Consider the following 431-nt stretch of genomic DNA (forward strand, 5'->3'; position numbering starts at 1 on the left):
ACACCCTGACCCCCCTCCTGCCCCCCGGCGTCCACATCGCCGCCCACAACTCCGCCACCACCACCGTCGTCGCCGGCGACACCCACGCCGTCCACACCCTCCTGACCCACTGCGCCGAACACCACATCCACGCCCGACCCATCCCGGTCGACTACGCCTCCCACACCCACCACGTCGAAACCCTGCGCGACACCCTCCTCGACATCACCCTCACCCCCCACCCCGCGACCGTCCCCTTCTACTCCACCGTCACCGGCGACCTCCTCGACACCACCACCCTCACCCCCACCTACTGGTACGACAACCTCCGCAAACCCGTCCTCTACCACCAAACCCTCCACGCCCTCGAACGCGACCACCACACCCACTACATCGAAACCAGCCCCCACCCCATCCTCACCACCCCCACCCAGGAAACCCACCCCGACCAC

1 protein-coding gene is annotated in these 431 nt (G+C 68.2%); it reads left to right on the forward strand.

All coding sequences use genetic code 11. The features are described 5' to 3' along the window. On the forward strand, nt 1–431 hold a 431-nt coding region (locus GT354_RS46170; RefSeq protein ID WP_161363541.1), incomplete at both ends, for an acyltransferase domain-containing protein.

The sequence above is a fragment of the Streptomyces sp. SID3343 genome (assembly GCF_009865215.1).
In the GTDB taxonomy this organism is placed as follows: Bacteria; Actinomycetota; Actinomycetes; order Streptomycetales; family Streptomycetaceae; genus Embleya.